We start from the raw sequence: 19,626 nt of genomic DNA on the forward strand, positions 1-19,626 counted from the left end.
TCGTGGACATGCGCGGGGTACCGCGCATCTCCGATGAACAAATTTGTTTGCAACGCGTGGGCTAGCTCAACGCCTGCATGTCGCCTCCGAGCGGGATCTGCGGCGCCAGCTTGTTGTCCGTGATCAGCATGTCGTATCTGTCGCCGTTCAGCCGCCATTGGCCGCCGACCAGCGGCGTCTTCGCGATGTTCTTCGCCGCGAACGGCGGCACCGCACTGGAGCCGAACGCGATCTGGCCCACAATGGTGTCGAGCTTGGTGGCTCCGATGGCTTTCGCCAGCGCCGCGCCGTCGGTCGGGTCGCTGGAACGCTTGATCGCGTCGATCGCGACCTCGAACAGCGAATGCACGAAGCCGATCGGCTGGGTCCATTGCTTGCCGGATGCCTGCTCAAATCCCTTGGCGAGATCGGCTGCGCTGATGCCGCTGAGGCTCGACTTGTAGGGATGCGTCGGCGTCCACCACACTTCGGTCGATATGTTGTTGCCGCCCTTGCCCAGCGCCTGCACCGAGGCGGGAAACAGCAGCGCCTTGGCGACCGACACGACTTTCGGCTTCAGCCCCTTCTGTCGCGACTGGTTCCAGAACGTGGTGAAGTCAGGCGGGATGATCACGCCGGTGATGATCTCGGCATCGGCACCGCGAAATGCTGCGATCTGCGAGCTGAAGTCATCGGTCAGGTTCTGGAAGCGGCCAGGATCGGTGAGCTTGAAGCCCTGCTTGGCCATGACAGGCGGGAAGCCGATCGTGGCGTCGCCCCAGGCATTGCCATCGGCATCGTTCGGAAACAGCGCGCCGACCGATTTGTTGGTTGCGACCTGGCTCCACATGCTGGTGAAAACGCCGATCACGTCCTCAAGCCCCCAGAAATAGTGGAAGGTGTATTCGAACGGCTTCCAGCTCTTGGGATCCGCGGGGTTGGCCTGGCGGCCGATGAAGTTGGTCTGCCATGGAGCGACGGTGGAGATGCACGGCACCTGCTCCAGTTCGCACTGCGTCGCCACCGGGTTATTGGTCTCGGGCGTGGCACCGACTACGATCAGCCCGACGTTGTCGCGGGTGATCAGCTCCTTGGCAACGTCAGCGGCGCGGTTCGGGTTCGACTGGCTGTCCTTGGTGACGACTTCGACCGGATAGGTCTGCGATCCGACCTTGACGCCATCCTTGATGAACTTGCGGAATTCACCGAGCACGAAATCATCCGCCTCGGCAAAGGCGGCCAGCGGACCACTCTTCGGCGAGACATAGCCGATCTTGATCGGCTTGCTGGCGGCCCGCACGGCCGGCGCAAACAACGTCATGCTGCCCGCCGCGGCGAATCCACCGGCGATGCCCTGCAGCGCGCGGCGGCGATCGAAAGACATTGCGTTCAAACGGTCCCTGCTCATTTTCCCCTCCTTGGGGCAAGCCGGTTACACGCCGGCTGCCGTTCATTTCATTTTGAAAACGAATTGCCGGCGTTGCGCCGCATCACGCGGCGGCGACGGACTTCGTCTGCGCGCCGCGGCCGAGGATCTGGCCAAACACCTCGAGCAGCGCATTGGTGGCATTCACGGCCGCCGCTTTGGCGCGCCAAGCGACGTACATGTCGGGACGCACCAGCACGCAGCCGTCCTCGTCCACCTCGCTCTGGCGATACCAGTCGGCATAGATGTCGAGCGCATCGCAGCCCTGCGGGCCGATCGTTACCACATCGACCGGCAGACCGTAGGCCTTCTCGATCGCGGCGGCGGCCGCCTTCCAGCCATCGCCGCCGATCCCGGTAAGTAACGTGAAACGGCCTTTGCCGGTGAGATCGAGCGTCGACTTGCGCTGGCCGTGATGCTCGACCCAGACATGCGGCAGGTGCGCGCCGGGCCAAGTGGTGGCCTGATAATAAAGCTCGTGATCGCGGGTGAAGGCCGGCATCGGCGTGCCATCGGAGACGACGGCGGTCGACCCGTAGCGCTGGTTCAGCTCGACGCCGTGGCAGTTGAACTCGTAGCTCTTGTTGGCAATGGCCTCATAGAGCTTCTTGCGGCGCGCCTTGCCTTCGGAGGTCGGCGCCTTGCGCGCGGCAATCGCCTTGCGCGCTTCGGCGGGATCGGTCGAGGCGACAAGTCCCACCGCCTCGAAGATCGGCGGGAAGTCGCCGATGCTCTTGTTGGCGCGCGTCACGATCTGCTTGCCGACCGGCTGGCGCTCGGCCGAATAGCTATCGAGCAGCGACGGCGCCGCGTGGCCCTCGAGCACCAGCTTCAGCTTCCAGCAGAGATTGTAGGCGTCCTGGATCGAGGTATTGGAGCCGAGGCCATTGGTCGGCGGATGGCGGTGCACGGCATCGCCGACACAGAACACGTGGCCTGATGAATAGTGGCCGGCATACATCTCGTTCACGGTCCAGGTCGAGGTCGAGCGAACCTTGACCTCGAGCGTCTCGTCGCCGACGAGATTACGCACGATCGAGATCGCCTCGTCGTTGGAGAGCTTGCGCTCGCCGTGCTCGATGTCATAGCCCCAGATGATCAGCCACTCGTTCCACGGCCGCACCATGCGGATCAGGCCGGCACCTATACCGCCGATCTCTGCACCCGGCTGCAGCACCCAGTACAGCACGCTCGGCCTGTGCGCGACGTACTTGCTCAGGTCCGCCTGCACGATGATATTCATGCTGCCAGCCCGGCCCATCTGGCCTTCCATCGGCAGCCCGATCACTTCGGCGACCCGGCTGCGGCCGCCATCGGCGCCGATCAAATATCTGGCGCGGATCTGGTAGGTCTCGCCGGACAGGCGATCCTTCACGGTCGCGATCACGCCGTCGGCATCCTGCACCAGGTCGATGAACTCGGTGTTGAAGCACAGCGAGGTGCCGCGCTGGCCCGCGGCCTCGATCAGGATCGGCTCGAGGAAATTCTGCGGCAGGTCGCAGATGCGAGCGGGACTGGCGAGATCGTAATCCGCCTTGCGCGAGGGATGGTTGCCCCAGGAATACAGCCGGCCGAATTCCTCGCCGGCGAGGCTCTCGCAGAACACGTTGTTGGCCATCAGATGCTGCGGCACGGCCTGCGCCACCGCCTTCTCCTCGAGACCGAGATCGCGCAGCACCTCCATTGCGCGCTGGTTTGTGATGTGGGCGCGTGGTGTGTCGGCGAGCCAGCCGTATTTCGTCACCATGATGTGCTTGACGCCGTACATGCCGAGCAGCGCCGCCGCCGTCGCGCCCGCCGGGCCACTGCCGACGACAAGCACGTCGGTCTCAATCGGTTTGCTGGTCATGTTTCCCTCCCTGGTCGCCCTATTGGTTGTGATCGTCATTCCGCGGCCGACATCATAGGCTGCGGTACCAGGCCCGCGCCGCGCCTCATCTGGAAGTCGTAGGACATCAGGTGCCACGTGCCGGAAACGCGGTCGCCGTTCGGCAGCACCTGCTCGCTGCGCGGCTCGACCCGCGCAATGAGCTCGTCTTTGACGCCGAACACCACGTCGCTGCGCAAATATTCGTCGCCATCAAGGAAGACGTGGGTGATCAGTGGCTCGTAGCCTTCGGCCTTGACCAGGAAATGCACATGCGCCGGCCGCATCGGATGACGCTGGCTGGCAGTGATGAGATCCCCGACCGGGCCATCAGTTGGAATCGGATAGCTGCACGGCAGGATGGTACGGAAGAAAAAGCGGCCGTCCGCATCGGTGACGAAACGCGCGCGCAGCGACGGGCCGTGAGCCGCGTAATCCACCTTTTGCGAATCGTAGAAGCCGTCGTCGTCGGCATGCCAGACGTCGATTGCGGCACCGACGAGCGGTTTACCGGCAAGGTCGGTGACGCGGCTCCGCACGAACATCGGCTCGCCGTCGATGCCCTCGGAGATGTTGGCGCCGTGCGGGGTGACGCGATGCTCGCCGACATAGAATGGGCCGAGCACTGTGGTCTCGGTCGCGCCCTCGCGCTCGCGGTGATTGACCGCATCGACCAGCATTGAGACACCCAGCGCGTCGGAGAGCAAGATGAACTCCTGGCGCAGCGGCGTGCAGGTCTGGCCGGTGCGGGTCAGGAATTCGATCGCCTGATTCCATTCCTCGAAAGTGAGTTCGGTGCGGCGCACCAGGTCGTGCAGCGACTTGACCGCCTCCTCGATGACCAATTTCAGCCGCTTGTTCGGCGTGTTGGCGAAGCTGCGAAGCACCTCTTCGGTGAGATCATGCTCGTTGAAATTGACCATCGTGGTTGTCCTTTGACCTTGAAATGTCAGTGCTGCGTCGGCGCGTCGCCGCGCCAGGCTGCCGCGATCAGGTCCTGGATCGTGCCGCGCTCCACAGGTCTTGGATTGGCGTAGGGGCAGCGTACGGCCATCTCGGCGGCGCGCGCGATGCCGTCCTCGGGCATTCCGATGTCGGCTAGCCCGCGCGGCAGCGCGAGCCGGCGTGCGAGCTCAAACAATCCTTGCGGCGCATTGGTCGCGGGCAATGCCCGCGCAATTGGGGTCATCGCGTCAGGAGCGGCGGCGGCGTTGTAGGTGACCGCGTGGGGCAGCACGATCACGTGGGTTTCGGCATGCGGCAGGTCGAACATCCCGCCCAACACGTGGCAGAGCTTGTGGTGCAGCGACATCCCGACCGCGCCGAGGCAAACGCCGCACAGCCAGGCGCCGTAGAGCGCATCGCGCCGCGCCGTGGCATTGGCCGGCGCCCCGATGATGCGCGGCAGCGCGCGGGCGAGCGCGGCGATACCATTTTCCGCCATTAGCGAGGTCAGTGGATTGGCGTCGGGCGCATAAAGCGCCTCGACCGCGGGGGCGATTGCATTCAGGCCGCTGGCAGCGGAGATCTGCGGCGGCAGGCTGACAGTGAGATCGACATCGTGGATGACGGTGTCCGGAACCAGATCCTGCGAATGCTGTGTGGTCTTGATGCCGTTGGTGGTTTCGCCAATGATCGGCGTCATCTCCGAGCCGGCATAGGTGGTCGGGACAGCGATAGGTGGCAACCCGGTGCGCAGCGACAGCGCCTTGCCGAGCCGGACCGTCGAGCCGCCACCGATCGGGACCAGCCCGTCGATGTCGTGAGATTCGACGATGTTAAGCGCCTGGTTGGGAATCTCGACCGGCGTATGCATGCGCGCGCCAGCAAACAGCCCCGCGAGCCTGTCACCGAGGCCGGCGCCGAGCTGATGTCCGAGGTCCTGCTGTTCGGGGGTGGTCAGCACCAGCGCCCGCTTGACGCCGAGGCGCTCGCTCTCCTCGCCAAGCCGCGCCGAGGTGCCGGCGCCGAACACCACACGATATTGCTGCGAACAGTACGCAAATGTATCGCGGCCGGCATCTCCCGCCGCCACGATAGGCGGGCGTATCGCATCGGACGCTGCGGTGCTCATGGCATTTCTCCCAGGCCGGCGGACCGGCAATTTTTCGCTTTGTTGGGAGGAAGCTAGCGGCGGGCGGCCACGGCGGGCCTGCACGAAACCGGAGAAAATCTGCACAAAACCGGAAAAATCATCCACTGGTAGGAGCGGGGCCGACCCTTGCCTGCCCTGCCGACCGCTGTGCGCTTAGTGGCTGCGGCGGTATCGCCCCGGCGTCACGCCGGTGAAACGGCGGAACATGCGGGTGAAATGCTCCTGGTGGGAGAAACCGCAGGCCAGCGCTACGTCGGCCAGGGCCTGCGTCTCGTCGGCGAGCAGCGCCCTAGCGCGCTCAATGCGCAAATTGAGCACGTATTGGTAAGGTGAGATGCCGCTGGTCGCCTTGAACAGGCGTACGAAATATTCGGTGCTGCGACCGCACAGTTCTGCCAGCTGGTCGAGCCGGATGTCGGTATCGAGGTTGGCATCGACGAATTCGCGGATGCGCGCCATCTGCCTGTTGCTGAGCAGGTTCGGATGCTTGCCGGCTTCCGGACTCGGCTTGTGGAAATTGATCGCGACAAAGCGGTTGGCGATCGCCAGCGCAATTGGATCGACGAACAACGACGAGGCTGGCAGGCCGCCGGTGATGGTGTCGCCGATCGCCGCGGCGAGATGCTCCAGCACGGCATCCTGATCGCCGAGCATCGGCGCGAGCCCGCCGATCAGGCTGGCCGCCCCGTCCTGGCTCGCGAACAGGTCAGACCGCAGATAGATGTGGGTGGATTCCAGCGCCTCATGCAGGACCACGTTGCAGGCGTGGCCCGCCGGCAGGAAGAACACGCCGCCGCGCGGGATGTGCCGGGCCACCGACTTGCCGTCCATCACATAGGTGATGTCGACCGGGCCGCCCCGATGCAGCACCATCAGATTTTCGGATAGCGCGTGGAAGTGTCCGTCAAACGGCCGTTCGCGCTGGACCGAGGCAAACGCCGACGACCAGCCGAGCCCTTCGCTCGAGCCGCGGAAATCCGCCTGGAAGCGGTTCAGGATCCCGTGCGTCTCCTGCACCCCAAAATTCGACGTCGCCTGCATCCGACAGACCAAAGGGCTCGAGGCTTCACGTGCCGCCAAGTGAAACCCAATGGCCTCCGATTTTCAATACAATCAAAGCGGGCCGCGCCCCCAATAGCCTTGCTGCATCGCAATAGGACGCCGGCTATTCCTTGACCGCCATCCACTGTTGAAAAATAAGCTCGTGAACCCCACCACGTTTAACATCTTGCGCAAAATGAGGCCGTTTCGGCAGGTTATACGCCCCCAGAATAGTGCTTCGAGCGGGCCAGGAGCAAAATCGGAGCAGGACACTACACGTTCGGCGACGATGCGCCGAGACGCCGAGATAGGAAACACGCTCCAGAGTGCCAACGGTGTGCCACACGACGAAGACTTAATACGTCGGTCTAGCCTGCAGCCAATGTTTGCATGAATTCTTCCATGGACGGCTGCTTCGCGTATTGCAGCTTAAGAAGATCTTCAACCTTAAGGTTGGTGTAGCGCTGAAGCTGTCGCCAGTCTTTGTGGCCGGTGACCAGTGCTACCTTTTCGATTGGTAGTCCTGCCTCAAACAGACGGCTTGTTCCCTCGTGGCGCAGATCGTGGAAGTGAAGGTCTTCGATCTCAAGTTCATCGCACGCCCGGGTGAACGCCGCACTTACGGATCTGTGGTTATGCGGAAAGATCCGTCCATAGCCTCGAGTAACGATCCGTTGCTGAAGCATCACCTCCCACGCATCATAGCCTGTAAGGTTGAGCAAGGGGACTTTCTGGTCATTTCCGTCCTTATGCCTTGGATCCTTTCTGTCTTGAATGACGACCAAGCGCTTTTTCATGTCGACCAGTGGCCACTCTGGTTTACAGATCTCCTCCTGGCGCAATGTGGTCGCGACTGCGAATCTGACGATCCTTCCCATCGGTATGAATTGCCGGGGGTTCGTCTCAAAATATTCGATCAGTTCGTCGAGTTCGTCTTGTGTGGGTCGCCGGTCACGCTCGTTGCTTTTTCCAACCAAATTGAGGTGACTTAAAGCGACGCGCGCGAGGCGGGCTTCCTCGGCCGAAACCTCGATGCCGTGCACAGCGGCGGCGTGCGTTATGATTGTGCGGATAAACGACAAGTCGATGGCCAACGTTGCGGGACCAGCGCCTTGCTTGGCGCGCTTTCTTCCGAACTCGATCAGCTGTTCTCGATTGAGCGCGGCTAGCTTCACACTTCCGAGCTCAGTCTTGAGCGACGCCATCACAGCAGCTTTTGACCGGCGAGGGGGCTTTCCAACTTCGTGCATGTCTGTATCGTGAAGGTCGATCAGGTCGCCAAACGTGCGAACGTTCCGCGCCACGCGTGGCTTGGACGATCCGTTGCGGTCGATATTGCGCTCCACCTCGAGCGCCCATTCTTCGCCGTCCTTGCGCCGTCGGAATGTCTCGGCCACATAGCGGGTCTTGCGGCGGACCTGGACGCGCCAATTTCCGGATGCCATTTGTGTGAAGGTCGCCACGCGTGTGCACTCCGACTTTCGTGTGCACTATGTGTGCACTGAGAGGTCAAAACGGGTACAAACGTGTGCAATTTCGTCTAGTTTGGAGTGCACACGTTCGCTGTTCATCCCATTGAAGAGTAAGATAAACTGTTGAAATATCAAGACTATCGCTTTTCTGTTGCGCCCATGATGGACTGGACGGACCGGCACTGCCGGGTGTTCCACCGACATCTGACGCGGCGGGGGTTGCTCTATACGGAGATGCTGACCACCGGCGCCATCATTCATGGTGACCGGGAACGGCTGCTCGGCTTCGACGCGACCGAGCATCCGGTGGCGCTACAGCTTGGCGGCTCGGATCCGCGCGACCTCGCTGAAGCCGCGCGGATCGGCGAGGGTTTTGGCTATGACGAGATCAATCTCAATGTCGGCTGCCCGTCCGATCGCGTGAAGGACGGACGCTTCGGCGCCTGTCTGATGGCGGAGCCCGAGCTCGTCGCGCGATGTGTCGCGGCGATGAAGCGCGCAGTCTCAATTCCTATCACGGTGAAATGCCGCATTGGCATCGACGACCAAGATCCCGAAATCGCGCTCGATACGCTGGCGCGCGCGGTGGTCGCTGCAGGCTGCGACGCGCTGATCGTGCACGCCCGGAAGGCCTGGCTGAACGGCCTTTCGCCGAAGGAGAACCGCGACATCCCGCCGCTCGACTATGACCGCGTCTATCGGCTCAAGCGCGCGATGCCGGATGTGCCTGTCATCATCAACGGTGGCGTTCCGAGTATCGAGGCAGCGAAAGCGCATCTGGCGCATGTCGACGGCGTGATGCTCGGCCGCGCCGCCTATCAGGAGCCGTGGCGGCTGCTCTCGGTCGATGCCGACCTGTTCGGCGAGGCGGCGCCGCATGCGACCATGCAGGACGCGTTCGAGGCGATGATGCCCTATATCGAAGCGCAGCTCGCGCGCGGCACGCGGCTGCACGCCATCACGCGCCACTTCGTCGGTGCGTTCCACGCCGTGCCCGGCGCGCGCGCCTTCCGCCGCCATCTCGCCGAGCACGGTGTGAAGCCGGGCGCCGGCGTCGACGTCTTGCGTGATGCGATCGCGCGTGTTGGTGCACGCGCGCCGGCGGAGGCTGCTGCGTAACTGCTTAATCGACCGCCGTGCGCGGGCGGCGGTGGCTGCTCTGGAGCTCCGGGTAGCCGGTGAGCATCAGCGTGTCGGACCGCACGCCCCAGCTCTCCAGGCGGTCGAGGAAGCTCATGCCGAGCAGGTTGGTCTTCATCAGGCCGCGCGGCACGACGAGGGCCGGCACGGATTTCTCGACGAGATGGCCGACGGCGAGCCGGTCGATCGTGAGCCGCGCCGCCTTGGTGTGGCCGCCGGCAGTTTCGAGATCGACGTCGTATTCGAGCATCTCGAGCGGCAGCCCGATCGCCTTGGCGGTTTCCCAGGTCAGCACCACGGAGGTCGCGCCGGTATCGATCACCATGGGCGCGGCGACGCCGTTGATCTTGGCGCGCAGCGCGAACTCGCCGCCCTGGCCGCGCTGGATCTGCACGGCGGGGGCAGGCGTTGTCGTTTGCGCGCGAAAGATGTGCGAGACCTTGTGGCTCGCGCGCGCGATCTGGTCGGGATCGCCATAGGCGACCACGGCGCCGGCGGTGGCGGCGAGCGTAATGACAACGAGCAGGAAGCGGATCATTGCGCGCCTCCGATGGCACGCTCACCGGTCAGGCCCGTTTCGACGATCCCGCGATCGGCTGCAAACCGGCGTCCGCCATGCGCGTGGGCAACAGCGCCATCACCGCCAGCCGTTCCGCGCTCTCCATGGCGTGCCAGCGCGCGATCTCCGGCAAGGTCCGGCCGCAGCCGAAGCACAGCTTGGTCTTGGGATCGATCATGCAGACGGCGACGCACGGCGTATCTTTGCTCATCCGGACATAGTGAAGGATTGGCGGGCATGTCTGCAAGCATGTCGTTAAGAGCCCGTGCCCGCGCTCATGATCGGCTTGTGGCGCGGCCTGCGCTTCTCGTCGGGCACCATGGCGCTCTCCGGCTGCAGCGGCGGCGCCTCCTCCGACAGCGGCGCGAGTGCGCTCATCACCCGCTCCGGCGGGAAGGTGACGATCACCTCGGTGCCGATGCGCAGCTTCGACTTCAGCGTGAAGGTGCCGCCATGCAGATCGATCAGGTTCTTGGCGATGGGCAGGCCGAGGCCCGCGCCCTGTTCGGCCGATTTGATCGAGTTGGAGCCCTGGCCGAACGAGGCGAGCACGACCGGGATCTCCTCCTCGGGGATGCCGGGGCCGGAGTCCTTCACCGACAGATACTGCCCGCCCGAAGCAGTCCAGCCGGCCTTGAGCCAGATCTCGCCGCCTTGCGGGGTGAACTTGATCGAATTGGAGAGCAGGTTGAGCACGACCTGGCGGATCGCACGCTCGTCGGCCCAGAGCCGCGGCATCGCCTGCTCGAACACCTCGTGGATGGTGATGCCGCGGCTGGAGGCGCGCAGCTTCATCAAATGGTGGCAGTCGGCGACGATGCCGACCAGCGACACCGCTTCCTCGTTCAATTCGTAGCGGCCGGCCTCGATCCGCGACAGATCGAGGATCTCGTTGATGAGGTTGAGCAGGTGCACGCCGGAATTATGGATGTCTCCGGAATATTCCTTGTAGACCGCCACCGCATGCGCGCCAAAGATCTCGCTCTTCATCACCTCGGAGAAGCCGAGGATAGCATTGAGCGGCGTGCGCAGCTCGTGGCTCATCTGAGCGAGGAAGCGCGATTTGGCGACGTTGGCGGATTCGGCGCGGTGCCGCGCTTCGTCCGAGATCGCCTTGGCCTGTTCGAGCTCGCCGATCAGCGCGTCCTTCTCGGCGCGCGCCTCGAGCGTGGCAAAGGTCGAGGAGTGCAGGCGATGCGCCAGCAGCACGAAATAGCCTTCCGCCGCGAGCGCGAGTGCGGCCAGAATGTAATTGTCGAGCGAACCGCTCATCGCAAAGCTCAACGCCATTGCGACCGCAACCGGCGCGGTGGCGGCAAGGGCTGCGATCGGAAGATTGGCTGCAAGCATGCTCGACACCGCGATCACCAGCAGCATCAGGAACATCATCAACGATTCCGTAACCATATCGAGCACGGGATGAATCAGGATCGCCATCCAGCACAGGCCATAGAGCAGGTCGAGCACGACGAAGCGTGTCCGCCATGTGCGCGTCGCTGTAGGCGAGGCGGGCTCGGCCAGGAAGCGGCGGCAGTTGCGGATCATCGCCACGTGAAGGCAGATCATGCCGGCGGTCCAGGCCGCGGCCGGGATCGGTTGCATCCACAGTCCGAACAGCACGCCGGTGGCGACCACCAGCAGCATCACGACATAGGAGGCGGACAGGCGGGTCTGCGCATATTGGCGCAGCATCTCGGCGTCGAAGGCCGGCCGGGTTCCGCTGGTCGACGTTAACTTATCGCGCGCCTCGCGCACCCGCTGCGACGCAGCCCTTCGGCTGCTCGCCGAGGGAGCGCTGATTGGCTCGGCCGGAAGCTGCACAACTTCAGGCTTTTCAGCGGGGTTACTCATCAAGCAACAACGATTCCTGCCCACGTCGGACGCGGGCCTTCTGCATTGTCTATCTCTGGCAAGAAATCCTTAAGAGGTGACTTAAGGAGCTAAAGAATTACGTTAACCGGGCGTTAATTTTGGACCCGGTGACCGCCCCGCTCAGTGCAACCAGGCATGCTGCGCGACATAGACCACGGCGCCGGCCAGATAGCCCGCAAGCGCGGGCACGGCGATGCGGCGGGCGTACCAGAGGAACTCGATCCGCTCGAGCCCCATGGCGGCAACGCCCGCGGCAGAGCCGATGATCAGGATCGAGCCGCCGGTGCCGGCGCAATAGGCGATGAACTCCCAGAGGAAGCTGTCGGGCGGATAGTGGCCGAGGTCGTACATGCCCATGGTCGCGGCCACCAGCGGCACATTGTCGACGATGGCGCTGAGCAGGCCGAGCACGACGACGATGACGTCCTGGCGGCCGATGGTCGCCTCCAGCCATCGGGCCAGCATCGTCAGGAGGCCGGCATGTTCGAGGCAGGCGACCGCCAGCAGAATGCCGATGAAGAACACGATCGAGCCCATGTCGATCCGGGTCAGCGCATGCGCGAGCGAGAGGGGACGGCGCAAATGCTCGTCCTTGTCGCGGTGAACGATCTCGCCGACCAGCCAGACGATGCCGAGGCCAAGCAGCACGCCCATGAAGGGCGGCAGGTGCGTAACCGTCTTGAAGGCCGGCACCGCGATCAGCACGCCGAGCCCGAGATAGAACATCAGATTGCGCTCGAACCGGTCGACGGCGAGCAATCCGTTGTCTCTCGGTGGCGCCGCGATGGTCTTGCCCCTGAGCGACAGGCTGATGAAAGCCAGCGGCACCAGCAAATTGACCAGCGAGGGCAGGAACACCGCGCGCATGATGTTCAATGGCGTGATCTGTCCGCCGATCCAGAGCATGGTCGTGGTGACGTCGCCGATCACGGTCCATGCGCCGCCGGCATTGGCGGCGATGACGATGAGGGAGGCGAACAGCAGGCGGTCGTCGCGCCGGGCGATCAGCCGCTGGATCAGCGAGACCATGACGATGGTGGTGGTCAGATTGTCCAGGATCGCGCTGAGGAAGAACGCCACGAAGCCGACCAGCCACATGAGCGTGACCTGGCTCGTGGTGTTGATGCGCGAGGTGATAACCTCGAAGCCGTCATGGGCGTCGATCACCTCGACGATGGTCATCGCGCCGATCAGGAAGAACACGATCTGCGCGGTGGAGGCGATGGATTCGTCGAGCTGATGGCTGACCAGCGCGTGATCGCCGATCGTGACTGCATAGATCGTCCACAGCAGCCCTGCGCCGAGCAGCGCGGTCGCGGTCTTGCTGATCCCGAGGGGATGCTCGAACGCGATCGCCGCATAGGCCAGGACGAAGATTGCGGCGATCGCGGTCAGCAAGGCAGTGTCAGGTCAGCGATTAAGGCGCGCGAGCAGGCTCGACGTATCCCAGCGCTTGCCGCCCATCTTCTCGACCTCGGCGTAGAACTGGTCGACCAGCGCGGTGACAGGCAGATTGGCGCCGTTGCGGCGGGCCTCAGTCAGCGAGATCGAGAGGTCCTTGCGCATCCATTCGACCGCGAAGCCGAAATCGTACTTGTCCTCGTTCATGGTCTTGTAGCGGTTCTCCATCTGCCAGGACTGCGCCGCGCCCTTGGAGATGGTCTCGATCACGGCCGCCACATCGAGGCCGGATTTCTTGGCGAAGTGGATACCCTCGGAGAGGCCCTGCACGAGGCCGGCGATGCAGATCTGGTTGACCATCTTGGTCAGCTGGCCGCTTCCGGCGGGCCCGAGCAGCTTGCACATCCGCGCATAGGCGCCTGTGATGATCGGCTCGGCGCCGGAATAAGCGCCCTCGGCGCCGCCGCACATCACCGTCAGCACGCCGTTCTCGGCGCCGGCCTGGCCGCCGGAGACGGGGGCGTCGATGAACTTGAAGCCGGCCTTGGTCGCGGCCGCGTCGAGCTCGCGGGCGACTTCGGCGGACGCGGTGGTGTGGTCGACGAAGGTCGCGCCCTTCTTCATGCCGGCAAAGGCGCCGTCGGCGCCGATCGTGACCGCGCGCAGATCGTTGTCGTTGCCGACGCAGCACATCACGAAATCCTGGCCTTCGGCCGCGGCCTTCGGGCTCGCTGCGGTCTTGCCGCCGAACTTGTCCGCCCACTCCTTCGCCTTGGCGGCGGTGCGATTGTAGACGGTGACCTCATGGCCCCCTTTTTTCACGAGGTGTCCGGCCATGGGGAAACCCATCACGCCGAGACCGAGGAAAGCGACTTTAGCCATGTGTGTGTCCGTAGCTTGAGTTTTACGGTTGCAGCCGGGCGAGGGGCGCCAGCCGGGGGGGGCCTGAGGTTCCGCGCTTGGGCGGACCGGGCGCACCATAAACCCTTGCCGCCGGAGGGCAACGGCTTCGTTTGGCGGCCTCCTGTGCTAGGATGCAGGGACTAAGGACTTCAACAAGGACTTCAAAACAAGGGAGCGAAAAGCATGGGCGGCATAAGCGTTGGCGTCCTCGATCATTTCAACATCCGGACCCGGTCTCTGGCCGAGACGGTCCGCTTCTACGAGGACGTGCTGGGCCTGGAAAAAGGCGCCCGGCCGAATTTCGCGTTCCCTGGGGCCTGGATGTACAGCGAGGGCAAGCCGGTGGTGCACCTCGTCGATATTTCCCCGACCTCGGAGCCGCAAAAGCCGGATTCCGGCGTGGTCCACCACGTCGCCTTTGTCAGTCGCGGGTTCGACGGCATGAAGCAGCGGCTGGCGTCCAAAGGCATGAAATTCGACTCTCGCCAGGTGCCCGGCGGCGACCTCTGGCAGATCTTCGTCCACGACCCGAACGGGGTCATGATCGAGCTGAACTACGAGGCAGCCCTGGAGCAGGGGGCCGCGCCCGCCGAGATGGCTGACGATATCGGCAAGCAGTAGCCTTTTGGCCGTTTCCGCTCTAATGGGGCATCCTGAACTCTTGAGCATGATCTGGTCGGAAAACCGCCTCACACTTTTCCGGATCATGCTCTCTTTAGGAGATGCGCTTTGAGCGTGACGCAGCAACAGGTTCTCGACACCCTCGGTCGGATCAAATCGCCGCGCGGGGTCGCGCTCACCAATGCCAATGTGCTGAGCGCGATCAGCGCCTCCGACGGCAAGGTGTTCTTCTCGATCAATGTCGATGCCGCCGAGGCGCGGGCCTGGGAATCCGTCCGTGCCGAAGCCGAGGCTGCCGTGCGCGGCATTCCCGGCGTCACCACCGTGATGGTGGCGCTGACCGCCGAGCGTAAGGCGGGCGCCGCACCTCCGCCGCCGCCAACCCCGAGCCGCGGCACGCCCGGCGTGCAGCCGGTCCACGCCCACAAGCCGCCGCCGCAGGGCGGCGCCCAATCGCCGATGGCGCGGCAGTCCGAGATTCCGGGCGTCGCCGCCGTCATCGCAGTCGCCTCGGGCAAGGGCGGCGTCGGCAAATCGACCACGGCGCTCAATCTGGCATTGGGCCTGCGCGACCTCGGCCTCAAGGTCGGGCTGCTCGATGCCGACATCTACGGCCCCTCGGTGCCGCGGCTGACCGGCCTGCACGAGAAGCCGGAGCTGGACAGCAAGCGCAAGATGATTCCGCTGAAGCGCTTCGGCCTCGCCATCATGTCGATCGGCTTCCTGGTCGAGGAGGAGACCGCGATGATCTGGCGCGGCCCGATGGTGATGTCGGCGGTGACGCAGATGCTGCGCGACGTCGCGTGGGGCACGCTCGACGTGCTTGTCGTCGACATGCCGCCCGGCACTGGCGATGCCCAGCTGACGCTGGCGCAGAACGTGCCGCTGAAGGGCGCCGTGATCGTGTCGACCCCGCAGGACCTGTCCCTGATCGACGCGCGGCGCGGGCTTGCCATGTTCAAGAAGGTCAACGTGCCCGTGCTCGGCATCGTCGAGAACATGAGCTACTTCCAGTGTCCGCATTGCGGCACGAAATCCGACATCTTCGGTCATGGCGGGGCGCGCCACGAGGCCGAGAAGCTCCAGGTACCATTCCTGGGCGAAATCCCGCTGCACATGGCGATTCGCGCCACCTCGGACGCCGGCAATCCCGTCGTCGACAGCGAGCCGGACGGCCCCCATGCGGCGATCTATCGCGCCATTGCGGGACAGGTCCGGGACCAGCTCAAGGGCGTCATCGCAGCCGCTTGAGCCGGTTGTCTGGGGACATGCGACTTTGGTCGCCCCCCGTCATGCCAATGTCGCGTTCCGCGGCAAGGGCTTCCGTGTTAAACGCCACGGCAGCGAAGCCCCTTCGGTTCGGCGCGGTCCACATCGCGTCGTCGGAATGAGCGGCAGCAAATGAGGAAGTTCGGGGAAACGCCCCAACAAGGAGAGACCTGAAGATGAAGCGTCGTGATTTTCTGAAAGTGTCGGCAGCGGGCGCGGCGGCAACCGCCGCAGTAGCCTCGCCGGCGATTGCGCAGTCCTCGCCCGAGATCAAGTGGCGCATGACGTCGAGCTTCCCGAAGTCGCTCGATACCATCTATGGCGGCGGCGAGCAGGTGGCGAAGTACGTCGCCGAGATGACCGACAACAAGTTCCAGATCCAGGTGTTCGCCGCCGGCGAAATCGTCCCCGGCCTGCAGGCGCTCGACGCGACCTCGAACGGCACGGTCGAGATGTGCCACACCGTCTCCTACTACTACGTCGGCAAGGATCCGACCTGGGCGATCTACGCCTCGGTGCCGTTCGGCCTCAACGCGCGCCAGCAGAACTCCTGGTGGTACCAGGGCGGCGGCGAGCAGCTCGGCAACGAGTTCTTCAAGAAGTCGAACGTGATCGGCTTCCCCTGCGGCAACACCGGCACCCAGATGGGCGGCTGGTTCCGCAAGGAGATCAAGACCGTTGCGGATCTCTCGGGCCTGAAGATGCGCATCGGCGGCATCGCCGGCCAGGTGCTCCAGAAGGTCGGCGTGGTGCCGCAGCAGCTCGCCGGCGGCGACATCTATCCGGCGCTGGAGAAGGGCACCATCGACGCCGCCGAGTGGGTCGGCCCGTACGATGACGAGAAGCTCGGCTTCGCCAAGGTCGCGAAGTACTACTACTATCCGGGCTTCTGGGAGGGCGGTCCGATGGTCCACGCCTTCACCAACCTGGACAAGTGGAATTCGCTGCCGAAGAACTACCAGGCGATCGTCACCAACGCGATGGCCAACGCCAACACCTGGATGGCCGCGCGTTACGACATGCAGAACCCGGGCGCGCTGAAGCGTCTGGTCGCCGGCGGCACCCAGCTTCGTCCCTTCACCAACGAAGTGCTCGAAGCCTGCCTCAAGGCCACCAACGAGCTGTGGGGCGAGATCTCGGCCAAGAACGCCGACTTCAAGAAGTCGATCGACGCCATGCAGGCCTACCGCTCCGACGAATATCTGTGGTGGCAGGTCGCCGAGTACACCTACGACAGCTTCATGATCCGCTCGCGCACCCGCGGCTGATCTCACGCTCAAGTCGTAAGACCAAATGGCCCGGCCTCGTTCACGAGGCCGGGCTTTTTCTTTGGCAGCGTATCGGGCGCCGAACAAAGATCGGCAAAACAACCCCATGCACAGTAGAGGCGGGGTGATGGCAGGTCGCTCGGTGGAGGCGGCCAACGGTTTGACGCGTTGGGATAAATCGGAGGCAAGGGGCAATCAGCGCGCAGGCTTGGTCGGCGCGGTCATTTGGCGCACGTCTGCTCCCACGTCGTCATTGCGAGCGCAGCGAAGCAATCCAGAATCTTTCCGCGGAGGCAGTCTGGATTGCTTCGTCGCAAGAGCTCCTCGCAATGACGAACGGATGGAGTTGGGCCCGCTCTGCTGGTCAAGTCGCTCTGCTCGTTGATCAGCAAAAGTCGTTTGACACGTCGGGCAAAACAGTGGCAAAAAGCGATCATCGCTTAATCCGAAATTAGCGCCTCGGCGCCGATCACCGCACCAGGTCGAGCTAGGGCGTGGACTCATTTGCACGCAGCCAAATTCGGATTGACGCGAGGTTGACGAACGCCAGATAGTTCGCTGCGAGCCTGTCATATCTGGTCGCGACACGCCCACATTGCTTGATCTTGTTGAAGAACCATTCGCTCAAGTTGCGCGCACGATACATCGTTTGTGGCAGCAACGCGCTGAGCAGAATCGAACACGGACGATTGTCGTGCGCTTCACCGGGAGTGAGGGCGAGATGGACCGACAGCCCACTATGCTTTTGTGACGAGCGCCTCTTTTTGCGGCAAACGCCTCGGCATTTTTCGCTGATGCACGTGCGTCCTCACAGAAACATTGCGCTAAACTTTGTCTTTACGGAAACAATGCGCTAAAATCGCCATTGAGCCTGTGGTGCAATGACGATGGATGCAATGTTTGCGACGGAAAAGCGGGCTCTTGTTCGTTCCGACCCCAGCTCTCTGTTGATCACCCCTTGTTTGATTGCCCCTCGGGGCGATTTGTCTCGGCGGATCTAGCCATGGGCAAAGCAAAGGATCTTTGCTTTGGAGCTCTGGTCCTCGACGAGACGTGCCTGTTCGCGCGCCGCGACGGCGAGACGATACAGTTCACCAGAAACGAGCGGGCGCTGTTGCTCGCCTTCACCCGCAATCCGCGTCGCCTGATGCGCCGCAGCCATCTGCTCGACGAGATCGCTTCGTCGGAATCCGGCTCGTCCGATCGCAACATCGACTTTCTGGTCAACCGGTTACGGATAAAGCTTGGCGATAACGCCAAATCACCGCTGTATATCGCCACGTAGTATGGCGAGGGGTATATCTGGATCGCTTCGGCGTCGCCTGCGGACCCGATCGCTGGGCCATCGTCGCCCGCGCCGGTGAATGCGTTCCTGGCGATCGTGCCGGCTCCCGGACCGCCGGAACATCGTTTCAGCCTGCAAGCGTCCTCCCTGATCGACCAGCTTCGCGACATGATCGCCGCCGGCCTCAGTGCCGGTCGAGAGGTCGTTATTGCCGGGAATGACGTCCCGGCGGCCACTGACAGACTGCACTATTTGCTGCAAGTGAGCTTTCACGCCGAGAGCGGACGGCTGAATTGTGCCGCCAACTTGCGAGAAATGCCGTCGAAACGCATCGTGAAGGCATTTGGCCTGCCTCTGGACATCGCGAATGCCGCATCCTTCACCAGCGTGGCGGCTCTGGTTTCAACCGGCGTCATCGGTGTCGTGCGGCAGGCACTCGCCGACGCCTCGACAGGCCTCGGCACACCGATCGATGCACCGCCCGAGACGCGCCTGCAAAATGCCACGAGCCTTCTCTCGGTATCAAATGGGAAGTGGCTGGCAAGCGGCGAGCAATTGCGCGGCGAGCGCGAGCAAAATCCCTTCAACGCCGATACCGCCCTGCAATGGTGCCTGCATCTGTTTGCGCGCCTTGTGATGACCAATCCCTTCAACCGACTGAGCCTGGAAGAACGCGACCGCATCGAGAGCGAAATCGAAGCCACGGTGCTGGAGTGTCTGCCTGCCATCGAGGCGAATCCGGTGCTGAATTTGGCGGCCGCCAAGCTGTTGTACTTCATCAACCGGGGTCATCTCGAGCTCGCGGAAGACCTGGCCGAGCGCGCTTTCGCACGGACTTCGGACTTCGCGGCGGCCCTGCCGATCCTGGGGCAATTGCGCGGCACGCGCGGAAACTTCGACGATGCGATTGTTTTCTTCGATCGCGGGATCACGATGCCCGATCCTCCCGCCGGGTTTCTTTTGCATATGCAGGTCCTGAAGTGCATTGCGCTGCTTGCCGCGGGTGATCGCGCAGCGTTGGACGCGGTTGCGGCCGTCATCGATCTGAGTTCGGATTGCCCGCCCGATATCGCCCGGATGATCCGCCTGATGATCGCGCCGGCGGATCGCGAACTGCCGGCGGCGTTGGCGCAGGCCCTGGCCGCAGTTGGCCCTTCGGGAGCCGTCGGTGTGATCGAATACGTCTATTTTACCGGGGCGCGTCAGCTCACCTCGGAACAAGCCCGCGCCAATCTCATGCGTGGCCTGATCGCGCATGTGACGGGCCTGTACGGCGCGGAGCTTGTTCCGGCTTTTGTGATCGAGAGCACCGGCCTTGCCAGGCACTCCGAACGTGATGGCACGCGGGCCCGGCGACGTGCCGGGCCGGCGCCCAAGTCAACCTAGCGCGACGAGAGCATCAGCTCTCGAGAGCATCGGCACTGGTGC

The 19,626-nt window shown here is 63.6% G+C and carries 16 protein-coding genes and 2 pseudogenes; 6 read left to right on the plus strand and 12 right to left on the minus strand.

The window, feature by feature from the left end:
- Window positions 1-61: 61 nt before the first annotated feature.
- From V1280_RS00480 to V1280_RS00505, 6 genes are all read right to left on the minus strand, one after another.
- Entirely contained in the window at window positions 62-1,387 is a 1,326-nt protein-coding gene (locus tag V1280_RS00480; protein WP_442895096.1) for an ABC transporter substrate-binding protein, read from the minus strand.
- 82 nt (window positions 1,388-1,469) lie between these two features.
- Window positions 1,470-3,254 (minus strand): FAD-dependent oxidoreductase, encoded by a 1,785-nt coding sequence (locus V1280_RS00485; RefSeq protein ID WP_334518019.1) that lies wholly within the window; start codon window positions 3,252-3,254, stop codon window positions 1,470-1,472.
- Window positions 3,255-3,289: 35 nt separating this feature from the next.
- A complete protein-coding gene (locus tag V1280_RS00490) occupies window positions 3,290-4,195 on the minus strand; it encodes a dioxygenase family protein (RefSeq protein WP_334518021.1) in 906 nt (301 codons plus the stop codon).
- A 26-nt stretch (window positions 4,196-4,221) separates the two neighbouring features.
- Complete coding sequence (locus V1280_RS00495; protein WP_334518023.1) at window positions 4,222-5,346, minus strand: maleylacetate reductase; 1,125 nt, start codon at window positions 5,344-5,346, stop codon at window positions 4,222-4,224.
- 174 nt (window positions 5,347-5,520) lie between these two features.
- Window positions 5,521-6,408 carry an AraC family transcriptional regulator gene (locus V1280_RS00500; RefSeq protein WP_334518025.1) on the minus strand — a complete coding sequence of 296 codons (888 nt, stop codon included), beginning with the start codon at window positions 6,406-6,408 and terminating at the stop codon, window positions 5,521-5,523.
- Between the two features lie 368 nt (window positions 6,409-6,776).
- A complete protein-coding gene (locus tag V1280_RS00505; RefSeq protein ID WP_334518027.1) occupies window positions 6,777-7,871 on the minus strand; it encodes a site-specific integrase in 1,095 nt (364 codons plus the stop codon).
- Window positions 7,872-8,003: 132 nt separating this feature from the next.
- Between V1280_RS00505 and dusA the strand changes: the two genes are divergently transcribed.
- On the plus strand, window positions 8,004-8,999 hold the full coding sequence (gene dusA, locus V1280_RS00510) for a tRNA dihydrouridine(20/20a) synthase DusA (protein WP_334518029.1): 996 nt from the start codon (window positions 8,004-8,006) through the stop codon (window positions 8,997-8,999).
- Between the two features lie 4 nt (window positions 9,000-9,003).
- Here dusA and V1280_RS00515 read toward each other — a convergent pair whose 3' ends face one another.
- The 5 genes and pseudogenes from V1280_RS00515 to V1280_RS00535 all read right to left on the minus strand — a co-directional run.
- Entirely contained in the window at window positions 9,004-9,558 is a 555-nt protein-coding gene (locus V1280_RS00515) for a TIGR02281 family clan AA aspartic protease (RefSeq protein ID WP_334518031.1), read from the minus strand.
- Window positions 9,559-9,586: 28 nt separating this feature from the next.
- Complete coding sequence (locus tag V1280_RS00520; protein ID WP_334518033.1) at window positions 9,587-9,790, minus strand: DUF1289 domain-containing protein; 204 nt, start codon at window positions 9,788-9,790, stop codon at window positions 9,587-9,589.
- Between the two features lie 44 nt (window positions 9,791-9,834).
- Window positions 9,835-11,430 carry a sensor histidine kinase gene (locus V1280_RS00525; protein WP_334518035.1) on the minus strand — a complete coding sequence of 532 codons (1,596 nt, stop codon included), beginning with the start codon at window positions 11,428-11,430 and terminating at the stop codon, window positions 9,835-9,837.
- 141 nt (window positions 11,431-11,571) lie between these two features.
- Window positions 11,572-12,849: a sodium:proton antiporter NhaD gene (gene nhaD / locus V1280_RS00530; RefSeq protein ID WP_334518036.1), complete on the minus strand. Its 1,278-nt coding sequence runs from the start codon at window positions 12,847-12,849 to the stop codon at window positions 11,572-11,574.
- 12 nt (window positions 12,850-12,861) lie between these two features.
- Window positions 12,862-13,758, minus strand: a pseudogene (locus tag V1280_RS00535) (NAD(P)-dependent oxidoreductase); the annotation flags it as partial.
- 180 nt (window positions 13,759-13,938) lie between these two features.
- Between V1280_RS00535 and V1280_RS00540 the strand changes: the two are divergent.
- From V1280_RS00540 to V1280_RS00550, 3 genes are all read left to right on the plus strand, one after another.
- The gene (locus V1280_RS00540; RefSeq protein ID WP_334518038.1) at window positions 13,939-14,376 is read left to right on the plus strand and encodes a VOC family protein; all 438 of its coding nucleotides are present in this window, start codon (window positions 13,939-13,941) and stop codon (window positions 14,374-14,376) included.
- Window positions 14,377-14,484: 108 nt separating this feature from the next.
- Window positions 14,485-15,627 carry an Mrp/NBP35 family ATP-binding protein gene (locus V1280_RS00545; protein WP_334518040.1) on the plus strand — a complete coding sequence of 381 codons (1,143 nt, stop codon included), beginning with the start codon at window positions 14,485-14,487 and terminating at the stop codon, window positions 15,625-15,627.
- 194 nt (window positions 15,628-15,821) lie between these two features.
- Window positions 15,822-16,913: a TRAP transporter substrate-binding protein gene (locus tag V1280_RS00550; RefSeq protein ID WP_334518042.1), complete on the plus strand. Its 1,092-nt coding sequence runs from the start codon at window positions 15,822-15,824 to the stop codon at window positions 16,911-16,913.
- Between the two features lie 487 nt (window positions 16,914-17,400).
- Here V1280_RS00550 and V1280_RS46680 read toward each other — a convergent pair.
- Window positions 17,401-17,649, minus strand: a pseudogene (locus V1280_RS46680) (IS5/IS1182 family transposase); the annotation flags it as partial.
- A 267-nt stretch (window positions 17,650-17,916) separates the two neighbouring features.
- Between V1280_RS46680 and V1280_RS00560 the strand changes: the two are divergent.
- The gene (locus V1280_RS00560; protein ID WP_334518044.1) at window positions 17,917-18,198 is read left to right on the plus strand and encodes a winged helix-turn-helix domain-containing protein; all 282 of its coding nucleotides are present in this window, start codon (window positions 17,917-17,919) and stop codon (window positions 18,196-18,198) included.
- Window positions 18,199-18,366: 168 nt separating this feature from the next.
- A complete protein-coding gene (locus V1280_RS00565; RefSeq protein WP_334518046.1) occupies window positions 18,367-19,584 on the plus strand; it encodes a hypothetical protein in 1,218 nt (405 codons plus the stop codon).
- Window positions 19,585-19,626: the final 42 nt, after the last annotated feature.

This window comes from Bradyrhizobium sp. AZCC 2230, from assembly GCF_036924495.1.
Taxonomy (GTDB): Bacteria; Pseudomonadota; Alphaproteobacteria; order Rhizobiales; family Xanthobacteraceae; genus Bradyrhizobium; species Bradyrhizobium rifense.

What these genes read in the sequence shown, in the direction of transcription:
- V1280_RS00480 (WP_442895096.1), bottom strand. Translation starts at nt 1,387, where the DNA reads ATGAGCAGGGACCGTTTGAACGCAATGTCTTTCGATCGCCGCCGCGCG.
- V1280_RS00485 (WP_334518019.1), bottom strand. Translation starts at nt 3,254, where the DNA reads ATGACCAGCAAACCGATTGAGACCGACGTGCTTGTCGTCGGCAGTGGC.
- V1280_RS00490 (WP_334518021.1), bottom strand. Translation starts at nt 4,195, where the DNA reads ATGGTCAATTTCAACGAGCATGATCTCACCGAAGAGGTGCTTCGCAGC.
- V1280_RS00495 (WP_334518023.1), bottom strand. Translation starts at nt 5,346, where the DNA reads ATGAGCACCGCAGCGTCCGATGCGATACGCCCGCCTATCGTGGCGGCG.
- V1280_RS00500 (WP_334518025.1), bottom strand. Translation starts at nt 6,408, where the DNA reads ATGCAGGCGACGTCGAATTTTGGGGTGCAGGAGACGCACGGGATCCTG.
- V1280_RS00515 (WP_334518031.1), bottom strand. Translation starts at nt 9,558, where the DNA reads ATGATCCGCTTCCTGCTCGTTGTCATTACGCTCGCCGCCACCGCCGGC.
- V1280_RS00520 (WP_334518033.1), bottom strand. Translation starts at nt 9,790, where the DNA reads ATGAGCAAAGATACGCCGTGCGTCGCCGTCTGCATGATCGATCCCAAG.
- V1280_RS00525 (WP_334518035.1), bottom strand. Translation starts at nt 11,430, where the DNA reads ATGAGTAACCCCGCTGAAAAGCCTGAAGTTGTGCAGCTTCCGGCCGAG.
- V1280_RS00540 (WP_334518038.1), top strand. Translation starts at nt 13,939, where the DNA reads ATGGGCGGCATAAGCGTTGGCGTCCTCGATCATTTCAACATCCGGACC.
- V1280_RS00550 (WP_334518042.1), top strand. Translation starts at nt 15,822, where the DNA reads ATGAAGCGTCGTGATTTTCTGAAAGTGTCGGCAGCGGGCGCGGCGGCA.
- V1280_RS00560 (WP_334518044.1), top strand. Translation starts at nt 17,917, where the DNA reads ATGGGCAAAGCAAAGGATCTTTGCTTTGGAGCTCTGGTCCTCGACGAG.
- V1280_RS00565 (WP_334518046.1), top strand. Translation starts at nt 18,367, where the DNA reads ATGATCGCCGCCGGCCTCAGTGCCGGTCGAGAGGTCGTTATTGCCGGG.